This window comes from Aneurinibacillus thermoaerophilus (genome assembly GCF_900099925.1).
Classification (GTDB): domain Bacteria; phylum Bacillota; class Bacilli; order Aneurinibacillales; family Aneurinibacillaceae; genus Aneurinibacillus; species Aneurinibacillus thermoaerophilus.
In genome coordinates this window covers 39,140-49,332 of the sequence record NZ_FNDE01000027.1, presented here as the reverse complement: position 1 = coordinate 49,332, position 10,193 = coordinate 39,140, and the positions used below count along the sequence as shown (strand labels likewise).

At 43.0% G+C, this 10,193-nt stretch carries 12 protein-coding genes and 1 riboswitch; of the genes, 9 read left to right on the top strand and 3 right to left on the bottom strand.

Annotated features, from left to right (window positions below; genetic code table 11):
* Positions 1 to 222: zinc ribbon domain-containing protein (locus tag BLR88_RS13120; RefSeq protein WP_139184978.1), on the top strand; the 222-nt coding region annotated here is incomplete at its 5' end.
* Between the two features lie 305 nt (positions 223 to 527).
* Here BLR88_RS13120 and BLR88_RS13115 read toward each other — a convergent pair.
* Together BLR88_RS13115 and BLR88_RS13110 are read right to left on the bottom strand one after the other, a co-directional pair.
* Positions 528 to 1,562: a FecCD family ABC transporter permease gene (locus BLR88_RS13115; RefSeq protein WP_057897595.1), complete on the bottom strand. Its 1,035-nt coding sequence runs from the start codon at positions 1,560 to 1,562 to the stop codon at positions 528 to 530.
* Positions 1,559 to 2,566, bottom strand: a complete 1,008-nt coding sequence (locus BLR88_RS13110) for a FecCD family ABC transporter permease (protein WP_236781952.1) — start codon at positions 2,564 to 2,566, stop codon at positions 1,559 to 1,561. Before BLR88_RS13110 ends, BLR88_RS13115 begins: the two co-directional genes overlap by 4 nt.
* A 123-nt stretch (positions 2,567 to 2,689) precedes the next feature.
* Here BLR88_RS13110 and BLR88_RS13105 point away from each other — a divergent pair, with 123 nt between their 5' ends.
* Positions 2,690 to 3,640, top strand: a complete 951-nt coding sequence (locus BLR88_RS13105; protein WP_057897597.1) for an ABC transporter substrate-binding protein — start codon at positions 2,690 to 2,692, stop codon at positions 3,638 to 3,640.
* 118 nt (positions 3,641 to 3,758) lie between these two features.
* Here BLR88_RS13105 and BLR88_RS13100 read toward each other — a convergent pair whose 3' ends face one another.
* Complete coding sequence (locus tag BLR88_RS13100; RefSeq protein ID WP_091260884.1) at positions 3,759 to 4,718, bottom strand: substrate-binding domain-containing protein; 960 nt, start codon at positions 4,716 to 4,718, stop codon at positions 3,759 to 3,761.
* Between the two features lie 189 nt (positions 4,719 to 4,907).
* On the opposite strand from BLR88_RS13100, the gene modA reads away from it, so the two are divergent.
* From modA to BLR88_RS13065, 7 genes are all read left to right on the top strand, one after another.
* Entirely contained in the window at positions 4,908 to 5,705 is a 798-nt protein-coding gene (modA, locus tag BLR88_RS13095; RefSeq protein WP_091260882.1) for a molybdate ABC transporter substrate-binding protein, read from the top strand.
* A 16-nt stretch (positions 5,706 to 5,721) separates the two neighbouring features.
* Positions 5,722 to 6,417, top strand: a complete 696-nt coding sequence (modB, locus tag BLR88_RS13090; protein ID WP_057897600.1) for a molybdate ABC transporter permease subunit — start codon at positions 5,722 to 5,724, stop codon at positions 6,415 to 6,417.
* Positions 6,418 to 6,420: 3 nt separating this feature from the next.
* Positions 6,421 to 7,053 carry an ATP-binding cassette domain-containing protein gene (locus BLR88_RS13085; RefSeq protein WP_091260880.1) on the top strand — a complete coding sequence of 211 codons (633 nt, stop codon included), beginning with the start codon at positions 6,421 to 6,423 and terminating at the stop codon, positions 7,051 to 7,053.
* A 340-nt stretch (positions 7,054 to 7,393) separates the two neighbouring features.
* On the top strand, positions 7,394 to 8,023 hold the full coding sequence (locus BLR88_RS13080) for a YitT family protein (protein ID WP_057897602.1): 630 nt from the start codon (positions 7,394 to 7,396) through the stop codon (positions 8,021 to 8,023).
* 249 nt (positions 8,024 to 8,272) lie between these two features.
* On the top strand, positions 8,273 to 8,464 hold the full coding sequence (locus tag BLR88_RS13075) for a hypothetical protein (RefSeq protein WP_091260879.1): 192 nt from the start codon (positions 8,273 to 8,275) through the stop codon (positions 8,462 to 8,464).
* 212 nt (positions 8,465 to 8,676) lie between these two features.
* Positions 8,677 to 8,815: riboswitch (cyclic di-AMP (ydaO/yuaA leader) on the top strand.
* A 1-nt stretch (position 8,816) separates the two neighbouring features.
* Positions 8,817 to 9,341: a C40 family peptidase gene (locus BLR88_RS13070; RefSeq protein ID WP_057897603.1), complete on the top strand. Its 525-nt coding sequence runs from the start codon at positions 8,817 to 8,819 to the stop codon at positions 9,339 to 9,341.
* A gap of 146 nt (positions 9,342 to 9,487) precedes the next feature.
* Positions 9,488 to 10,060 (top strand): thermonuclease family protein, encoded by a 573-nt coding sequence (locus BLR88_RS13065; RefSeq protein ID WP_057897604.1) that lies wholly within the window; start codon positions 9,488 to 9,490, stop codon positions 10,058 to 10,060.
* Positions 10,061 to 10,193: the final 133 nt, after the last annotated feature.

Genomic DNA, 10,193 nt, shown 5'->3' with positions numbered 1-10,193 from the left:
CAGTTCACCACTTACAAGGCTGAAAGTGCTGGTAAGCGTGTTGTTCTGGTTGATCCACGAAACACAAGTCAACAATGCTCAAGCTGTGATGAAATCGTAAAGAAAACATTGGCTGTACGGACACATCATTGCCCTTCTTGTGGATTTGAATGTGACCGTGATGTAAATGCCGCCAAAAACATTCTCAAACGGGCAGTACAACAACTACAAAACGTGTCGTAAGACACGCTAGGCTAGGAACTAGCCTTCGTGGAGAGTGCGACAATAGTCGGCTCGATGAAGCGAGAAGCTCTCCAATTTATTGGAGAGAGGTTCACGTAGGATAAACATATGCCTTTTGATTTTCTTCTACGTAGCGCTGAAGGCAAAAGCAAGAAAGCGGCCGCAATCATCTCTATCTTTGAGTTGCCAGATGTTTTGCGGCCGCTGCTTTTGTCGAAGCGATGCAGACAGATCATGCTTCTTTGTAGAAAATGAACGAAAGCCTAGGAAGAAGAGGAACATTTTCCAATATCTAGAGCAGAATGCTATTTTTGCTCCCGAATCAACAAGTATATTAAGTAGGGGACGCCGATGATGGCAGTGACAATCCCGCAAGGAATTTCAATCGGCGCGAACAGAGTTTTGCCGATCAAATCGGATAGCATAACGAGCAGTCCGCCAACTAACGCTGCTGTAATTAGGAGAACCCTATGTGATGAGCCAACGAGACGACGGGAAATATGGGGCGCCATAAGCCCAACGAAGCTAATAACACCGGCAGCGGCAACAGATGCCCCTGCAAGAGCAATGCTTATAAGCAATAGCCATCCCCGCTGCCACTCCACTCTGCTTCCCACCCCACGGGCAATGTCGTCGCCGAGCTGAAGGATATCCAAGTGGCGCGCGAGGCCAAACGTCACACAGAAGAGAAGGAAAATCCAAGGGAATAAGGACCAAACATGTTCCCATCCCCGCGCGTACACGCTGCCGACCAGCCAGATGGTTGCTTTCGTTACCAATTGAATCTTGCCGTGGGTCTGGATCAGCAAGATAAATGCTTGGGCGATGGCGGCAATTCCGATCCCGATAAGTACAAGACGCAGCGGTGAGTCTCCATTTTTCCAAGCGAGAAGGTAGACAAGCGCTCCGGCAATGAAAGCGCCGGCAAAGGCAGCGAATGGGACGAAAAAGATAGACACAGCAGGAAAGAGGATAATCATAATGGACGCTCCTAGTCCAGCTCCAGCATTAAGTCCGATCACGCTGGGAGAAGCCAGCGGATTCCGGGTTAATGCCTGAAGAATGGTTCCAGAAACAGCAAGTCCTATTCCCACAAGAAAAGCAACCAGCGTACGGGGCAGGCGCAGTGTGTAGATGACAAATTCATATTTTTTTTCGCCGTATCCTGCCAGCGTTTTTATCACATCCGCAAACGGGATACGGAACTCGCCGATCCCAATCGTAATCCAAGCAACCACCAGGTTGCATAGAAGCAGAACGAGCAAAACAAGCAAATACCGACTGCTTATTATGGGGAAGAATGCGGTTCTTAAAAAATGAAAATTTGTCGTACGGTTCATAGCTTCCAATCCTTTTTTCGGACGATATAAATAAAAAAGGGTGCTCCGAGTATAGCTGTCATAATTCCGACAGGGAGATCCTGCGGATAAATAACGAATCGCGCGGCGGTGTCAGCCAGCAGCAGCAATGTCGCGCCCAATACTGCCGAATAGATGAAAATCCAGCGGAAATTCGCCCCTGCCAACGAACGCGCTAGGTGAGGAACCGCCAAGCCGATAAAGCTAATCGGGCCCGCGATGGAAACAGCGCTGCCAGCCAGCAACACGACAGCAAACATAGCTGTGACTTTAACCCATGCCGTTCTCTGGCCCAGGCCGGTAGCGATCTCTTCGCCAAAAACGAGCACTTCGATTTTTTTTGCGATAAATAAAGCAATAATAAGCCCGAAAAGCATAAAAGGAAGAATATCTAAAAATAGCTCGATACTGCGCCCGGACACCGAACCTGCCAGCCAGAAACGCATCTCGTCAAAGGAGCGCTCGCTTAAAATTAAAAGAGCCTGTGTGATCGAGACAAGCAGAGTGGTTAAAGATGCGCCAGCAAGTGTAAGCTTTACCGGTGTCATACCATTTTTGCCGATGGTGCTGAAGATATAGACCAGGCATGCTGCAAGGCCTGCCCCTAGAAAAGCAAACCAAATATGGTTTAGTGTTGAAGAAGCAGGAAAAAAAAGAAGGCTGCTCACCACTCCCAACGCTGCGCCGTGATTCATGCCTAGCAGTTCGGGAGAAGCCAGCGGATTTCTTGTTAATGCTTGCATGATCGCTCCGCTTACGCCCAGACAGGCGCCGACCGCCAGAGCGATGAGCGCGCGGGGTAAGCGCACAGCTTGAATAATTACATGATCTTCGGAGTCATTGTTGAAGGCAACAAAGGACGAATAAATAGTCGGATAGGAAATCGGCTTTGTTCCGTATACGATGCTTGCGAAAAAGCAAACAAGCAGCAGAAGAAGAAAAAAGGTAAACCGAAAACCGGGAAATATACGGGCAAACAAGCTCACAATACCCTCCATGTAAAATTTGGATTGACAGAAAAAGACAAAATAGTATACCCTTTAACTGAAAATGATAATTTATATCAATTATAAATTTGACAATTCTTATTTTAAGGGAGGAACCTGTAAATGGCAAGGAAAAAGCGTTCATATTATTTTTTATGTATTTGGCTGATAGCCATTGTACTATTGATGACGGCATGCGGCGGTCAGACAGCATCAGCTCCAGAAAAAGCTGAATCTTCCGGCTCTTCTGAGCAGGTGATTAAGCATGCTATGGGAGAAACCAAATTGACGAAGAAACCAGAACGGGTCGTTACGCTTGATAATGGCGCGTTGGACAATGTGTTGGCATTGGGAGTAAAGCCTGTGGGGGCGGCTACGGTGTTCGCGGATCATCCGTTCCCGTCGTATCTCAAAGGAGTAGAAGGAATCGAAAAGGTGGGAACCATTAATCAGCCGAACTTGGAGACGATCGCTGCTTTGCAACCTGATTTGATTCTAGGTTCAAAAGATACGCACGAAGCGATTTATGAGAAGCTAAGTCAAATTGCTCCAACTGTGTTTGTTGAGACATTGGGGGCTACATGGAAAGAAAATCTTAAGTTGCAGGCGGAAGCGTTAGGTAAAACGAAAGAGGCAGAAAAATTGTTGAATGATTACAATAACCGTATTGAAGAGTTCAAAGTAAAGATGGGTGATCGTCTCACAAAAACTCATGTCTCTATTTTGCGCCCACGCAAAGATAATGTCACTGTTTATTTAAGAGATAATTTTAGCGGCAGCATTATTCAAGATGCCGGTCTTCCGCGCCCTGCCGCACAGGATAAAAATGAATTCAGCGTAAAGCTTAACGAAGAACGCGTTGCGGACATGGAGGGGGATGCTATCTTCTGGTTTACACGTGACGAAGAAAATCTTTTAACAAGCAAAATTATGTCCAATCCTACATGGAAACAATTCAAAGCAGTAAAAGAAAATAAAGTATACCGGGTGTCCGATGAGACATGGTTAAGTGGTCTGGGCTATCAGGCAGCTAACCGCGTGGTAGATGATTTGTTTGCTAATCTTGCGAAGTAGTTATAAACAAGCTCTATTAAGTGTTTAATGAAATATCTTTGGATAGGAGAGAAGAAAAGAGTTCAGTCCGAAAAAAGATACGCTGCTTTTCTCTCTCCTTTATTTCATAACTGTGTATTTATATTGTTTCGTATATGATTTTTCCTGTTTCCGATAGCTCATACCCTCCGATTGCTTTCATGTCATTTTTAAACGAAGGAGAATGTAAAGTATCACATAGTATTTCGATGAACGGTTCGTTTTCTGGAGTTTTTAAAATGACAAGGTCATAACGTTCTTTAATTAGCGGAACGAAGTCCACCCCTACAATAGAAGCCGCTTTTTCACTGCCGATTCCCACGTCGGCGTCGCCGTTGGCGATAGCTCCTGCAACCCCTAAATGGCTAGATTCTTCCACTGTATACCCCTTAATGTTCTGGCCGATGATTTGACGGAGCCGCAATTGTTCGTCAAGCAGCACGCGAATACCTGACCCTTTTTCACGGTTGACAATTTTTATTGTCGGCCTGGTTAAATCTTCCCAGGTTTGAATTTGTTTCGGATTCCCCTTTTTTACGTAAAATCCAGCCCAACGTGACACGAGGTTTACTACGAGAAAGCGGTGGCCGACCAGAATTTTTTTGATGTACGGAATATTATACTCTCCCGTATCTCCGTCCCACAGGTGGGTGCTGACAATATCCGCCTCTCCCTTATACATGGAAATAAGACCGTTCAGGCTACCTGTGTACGAACGCAAGGGACGATACAGGGAAGAACGTTTTTCTAAATGCTTTACGAGTATATCAAGGCTTAAATCCTGACCGCTAATGATGATCGGGCGACTGGGCGATGGAGAGTGCAAAGCAGTATTTTTTTCGGAAACGAGAGAAGAAGTCGGTTGGGACGAATGGGGCGGGGGATAGATTTCGCCTTTTGCCTTTGCTTTATAGGTTTCCAGATCTTGAGCATCGACACGCATTTGCCTTCCGACGCGATAGGCCCGAATTTCCCCCTTTTTAATCAGATCGTATACAGTTAATTTGGATACTTTTAGGATATTAGCGATTTCTTCGGTTGTATAAGAGATATTACTCATGTTTCCACCATCCAATTTTGTAACTTAAATTCAACCCTATTATTTATAACTATTTATATTTATTTATAATTAGATATAATTGGATATATCGCTTTTGATATTTCGACTTATTTTCTCTCTCCTTCAATCACGAGAGAATGTCGATAGATCAAACGTGATTTATATAAAAATAAAATAAAGGAGAGGCGTATATTGAAGCAGGTTTTATCGTTGTTGTTAGTATTATTATTGTTTGTTTTAGCAGGGTGCACGAACAGTGGCTCATCTTCCAAGAGCGAAGAGTTGTCCGCACCTGCTGAAAAAGTTGAACTTACTATTTCTGCGGCGGCGAGTTTGACAGATGCCCTAAAGGAAATAAAAGCCGCTTTTGAGAAGGAAAATCCCAATACTATTGTAACATATACGTTTGGAAGCTCAGGCAGGCTTGCCAAGCAAATTGAACAGGGAGCCCCGATCGATGCTTTTTTATCCGCCAGCAAAAAAGATATGGATACATTACAGGATAAAAACTTGATTGCAGCAGATACGCGTGTCGATTTTGCCGCGAATGAGCTTGTGTTAGTGGCACCAAAGGACAGTTCTTTACATATTGATTCATTTGACAAATTGTCACCTGAACACATAAAACAACTGGCTGTTGGGGAGCCAGAGAGTGTTCCGGCGGGAAGATATACAAAAGAAACATTGGAAAAGATTGGATTGTGGAACAAGTTACAGGACAAGCTTGTATTAGGAAAAGATGTACGTCAAGTGCTTACGTATGTAGAATCGGGTAATGCAGATGTTGGAGTGGTGTATGCAAGCGATGCTAGAATTTCCAAAAAAGTGAAATTGCTGGCTATCGCCAAATCGGAATGGCACAAGCCGATTGTCTATCCTGGCGCGGTAACGGCGAACACGCAACATGCTGACCAGGCTAAAGCATTTTTGAAATATCTGGCGAGTAAAAAAGGCAAAGAAATATTAGAAAAATATGGATTTAAATAAACAAGGTTGATACTTTATGGCTGACATGACAATGGGGCCGCTGTTTTTGTCTTTAAAAGTGGCCGGGATATCTACGCTTATCGTCTTTATAACCGGAGTATTGATTGCGTTTGTGCTTGCTCGTAAGAATTTTCCAGGAAAAAGTGTGATCGAATCACTATTCCTGTTACCGCTTGTCCTGCCGCCCACCGTTGTCGGATTCGGGCTTCTTATCTTATTTGGAAAGAACGGATGGGTAGGTCGCTGGCTGTTGGAATGGTTCGATGTACAAATTGTGTTTACATGGATCGGGGCGGTGATTGCTTCTGTGGTCGTTTCTTTCCCTTTGATGTATCAGTCTTCTGCCGCCGCTTTTCAATCTTTGGATAAAAAACTGGAACAAGCCGCGCGCACGATGGGGGCATCGGAATGGCGAGTGTTTTGGACGGTTTCGTTTCCTCTGGCATGGCCCGGAATATTGGCAGGATTGGTGCTTGCTTTTGCTCGCGGGCTTGGAGAATTTGGAGCGACGCTCATGCTTGCCGGATATATTCCGGGAAAAACGGACACCATTCCGCTGGCGATCTATTTTGCGGTAGAAGCAGGGCAAATAGAGAAAGCTACGTATTGGGTGATCGTGATTGTGGCGCTCGGATTTAGTACGATGATGTGGCTCAATTGGTGGAGCCGCAGGAATCTGCGCCGTTTCGCCGAAAGCAAAGAGGGTGAATGAAAGATGTTAAGCGTTGAGATATGCAAAAAGTTACCGCACTTTCTTCTGGATGTTCAATTTGAAGCTGAAGATGAAATTATTATTTTATTCGGTCCTTCCGGCTCTGGAAAAACCACGATTTTAAATAGCATCGCTGGAATTGTTCAGCCTGATGCCGGGCTGATTCAGCTCAATGGTTTGGTGTTTTTTGACGGAAAGGCCAAGCCGTTACCTACAAGAGCGCGACGGATCGGGTATTTGTTCCAGGATTATGCCCTTTTTCCGCATATGACCGTGGAGAAAAATATTTTGTATGGAGTAAGAAATAAACGTGATCATAAGAAGCGCGCTTTAATCGAGAAATTGTTGGATGTCCTTAAGATTTCACATCTTTTGCCCAAATATCCTCATCAAATTTCCGGTGGAGAAAAACAACGGACAGCGCTGGCACGGGCGCTGGCGACAGAGCCAGAGTTGTTGCTTCTGGATGAACCTTTTTCCGCGCTGGATAAGGACACGCGTTTGCAATGTCAGAATGAGCTTCTGGAATTACATCGTATGTGGAGGATTCCCGTGCTGCTTGTTACACACGATGAAGAAGAGGCGAAGAAGCTTGGAAATCGGGTGTTATTCCTTAAGCAAGGGAAAATACGATAAAAAAGCTGTACCGAATAGATGGTACAGCTCTTTTTAACACTTTTTATGATTTGTATCTTGGTAACAGAACCTGGTTATTTTTATTAGCCATGATTTGTATAAATATGATATAATCAAATTATCAAAATAAATTTATAAAGAAAGGGTTCGAAACCATGTTGCCTGCCAGGCAGATATGGAAGCGGTTTGATCTCTCATATATTTAGCGCCGTAGTCAGGTTGTTATGAACATAGGTCAAAACAACTAACTACGGATGGGAGATTATGCGAACAAAACAATCGTATAGAACCTCTGCCGTAGTTAGTTGTTATTACACTACTACGGAAAGAGGCTTCTTATATGAGGAAACAAAGTATTCGCTCGGTTTTGATGATTTTGTTAGGAACGTTTATTTTGGCTTTTGGCTATTACCACATTAATTTCCAAAACAATTTATTAGAAGGTGGTTTTGTCGGTCTTTCTCTTCTGCTTAAGTACGTATTTGACTTTTCACCTGCAATCACAATACTTCTATTTGATCTCCCGTTTTTCATCCTGATTCTTTTCAAAAAAAGTCCGCAGTTTATCTTAAAGACGGCTCTAGGCACGTTTGCTTTTTCCTTATTTTATGAGTTGTGCGAATTGTATTCACCGTTGATTTTTGATTTTAGCCATATGATGGTGCTGGCTTCCGTTCTTTCGGGGATTATCACCGGTTATGGTGCCGGACTTGTCCTGCGCTATGGCGGAACAACGGGTGGAGAGGATTTGCTCTGTCTTTTTATCAGTAAAGGTACCGGTATATCGATAGGAACCGTGTTTCTCATTTTAGACTTAATCGTATTAGGTTTATCTTCATTCTTTTTGCCTTTAGATAAACTTTTTTATACGATTCTGGCGGTTATTGTTGCCGGAAAAGTGATTACCTGGACTGTGCATTTTGGGGAAGAAAAAGAGGGAGAGCAGCAATTGTCTGAGCAGATGATTTGAATGGATAATTTGGTTAGCGAAAAACCCCTGTGCAGGGGTTTTTCGTATGGCTGACATTTAGCAGTAAGATATACACAATAGGGTTGTTCCTACTGTTTTAGACTGGATAACCTTCTTTTGTTTTTGCCATGATATACTTGATGCTTCTTTCTTTTTGTCTTTTCAGGAACTTATGTTACTCTTATCTTAATGAATATGCGGAGCTTCTCAGGATGAAGTGGTTGAACATATAAAGGAGGCTTCATTTTTATGTGGGCGTTAATGGAACTTATAGGGTTTGCGGGACTCATTTTATTTGGGACGTTAGCAATTGTTTCCGTTATGCGAAACAGAGATCCGAAAAACTACATGAAATTAGCCAGTATTTTTTTTGTTATTCTTATTATTGCAATTATACTGGATAGGCAGTTAGAAACACCATTACAGACTCTCCTTCTGTAGTCACTCAACATAAAATCAAATAAAGAAAGCGAACAGACGGCTCAGAATCGGGCCGTCTATTTGTTTTTTTATTGGTTTGAGTTCGCCTATTGAAAGGCTTATCTGACCGTCTATATATGATGTAAGTATATGAAATTAATTACAAAAAGAGGCTTCATATCCACATTTATTATAATGAAATCGTATTCTATGTACGTTATGGTATACATGAAACAAAACATATGCCTAATCCAATTTTGATACACGTTGGAACGGGGGAACCAATGATTTGGGGTGAAACCGCGCATGCGCGGTCGGGCGTCTTTCGACCGAACCCGTCAGCTAACCTCGTCGGCAGATAAGAGAGGGAATCATGAAAAAAAATTTCAAAGCAGTAACAGCAAGTCTATTAACAGCAGGAATTTTGCTTGGGGGAATGGCTGCACCCATGCAGGCAGAAGCTGCAGATATTTCTGCAAAATACGGAAGTACTTTGAATATCAGTAACGAAAGTCGTGTGATTGACAATATTATCAATACTGGCAAAGGCCTGATTGGCAAAGCAAAGTACAGACATGCCTATGTGCCTGGAAAATATATGGATTGTTCCGGTTTTATTTATTATATATTCAAAAAGAACGGAATTAACATAAATACGCTGGATGATGACAAACAGGTAAAGCTTGGCTCATACGTTCCAAAAAACCAGCTAAAAAAAGGAGATTTAGTATTTTTTAGCACTAAGAAAAACAAATGGGATATTACTCATGTTGGTATATATATCGGGAGTGGAAAAATTCTGCATATGGCCAACACGAAATATAATGTTACGATCAGCAGTTTGAACAGTTCTTGGTATAAAAAGTATTATGTAACTGCCCGTCGTGTTGTAAAATAGAAAATATGACTAAGATAAAAACCAGTCTATGTCGATAGGCTGGTTTTTATCTTGATGATTAGGAAAAACTTGCGAAGCATTTGTCCGCGAGTTTTTTCTATCTGGAAAACATATCTAGAACAAAAATGAAGTGGAGTGGATGAGACATGGGAAGAAAGGCGAGCTTGTCTATCATATGGTTTATTTGCGTATGGATACTTGCTGCCTGTAGCACAGGTTCCCAGGACAGTTTTCAAGAAACAAAGGCAGTCGTAAATGTTAACGAGCAGCAACTGCAGAAGGCAAAAGTGGTTAGAGTCGTGGATGGAGACACATTTGTGGTAAATGTGAAGGGAAAAGAACGGAAGATACGGTTGATTCTTGTTGATACGCCGGAATCGAAAGCACCAAACCGGCCGAAAGGATATCTCGGAGAAGAAGCAAAGCAATATACGACGAGGCGTCTAGAAGGCAAGGAAGTTTGGCTTGAAAAAGATGTCCAGTCCACGGATCGGTACGGACGGTGGCTGCGTTATGTATATCTTGATGTGAAAGACGGTAAAGGGGAATTTTTCAATGGTACGCTTGTTAGAAGTGGTCTGGCGCGCCTGGCGACGTTTCCGCCGAATGTAAAATACGTCGACCAGATCCGCGAATGGCAAACGGAAGCGCGGGAAGCGGAGCGCGGCGTATGGAAGAACATTAAGGAAGCATTTCCGGATCGCAAAGTGGAAAAATAGCTGAAACTTTTATAATGTTGCCACGTATAGCATACACGGATAGAAGAATAAGGTTATGCTGTATAACGGATAACAATTATAGCCAGGTATTTTTTGCATAAAATCTCAGGATAGTTAGAATCATTCGGTAAGG

Excerpts from the sequence above, each read along its gene's own strand:
- BLR88_RS13115 (WP_057897595.1), bottom strand. The coding sequence starts at position 1,562 with ATGAACCGTACGACAAATTTTCATTTTTTAAGAACCGCATTCTTCCCC.
- BLR88_RS13105 (WP_057897597.1), top strand. The coding sequence starts at position 2,690 with ATGGCAAGGAAAAAGCGTTCATATTATTTTTTATGTATTTGGCTGATA.
- BLR88_RS13100 (WP_091260884.1), bottom strand. The coding sequence starts at position 4,718 with ATGAGTAATATCTCTTATACAACCGAAGAAATCGCTAATATCCTAAAA.
- modB (WP_057897600.1), top strand. The coding sequence starts at position 5,722 with ATGGCTGACATGACAATGGGGCCGCTGTTTTTGTCTTTAAAAGTGGCC.
- BLR88_RS13085 (WP_091260880.1), top strand. The coding sequence starts at position 6,421 with ATGTTAAGCGTTGAGATATGCAAAAAGTTACCGCACTTTCTTCTGGAT.
- BLR88_RS13080 (WP_057897602.1), top strand. The coding sequence starts at position 7,394 with ATGAGGAAACAAAGTATTCGCTCGGTTTTGATGATTTTGTTAGGAACG.
- BLR88_RS13075 (WP_091260879.1), top strand. The coding sequence starts at position 8,273 with ATGTGGGCGTTAATGGAACTTATAGGGTTTGCGGGACTCATTTTATTT.
- BLR88_RS13070 (WP_057897603.1), top strand. The coding sequence starts at position 8,817 with ATGAAAAAAAATTTCAAAGCAGTAACAGCAAGTCTATTAACAGCAGGA.
- BLR88_RS13065 (WP_057897604.1), top strand. The coding sequence starts at position 9,488 with ATGGGAAGAAAGGCGAGCTTGTCTATCATATGGTTTATTTGCGTATGG.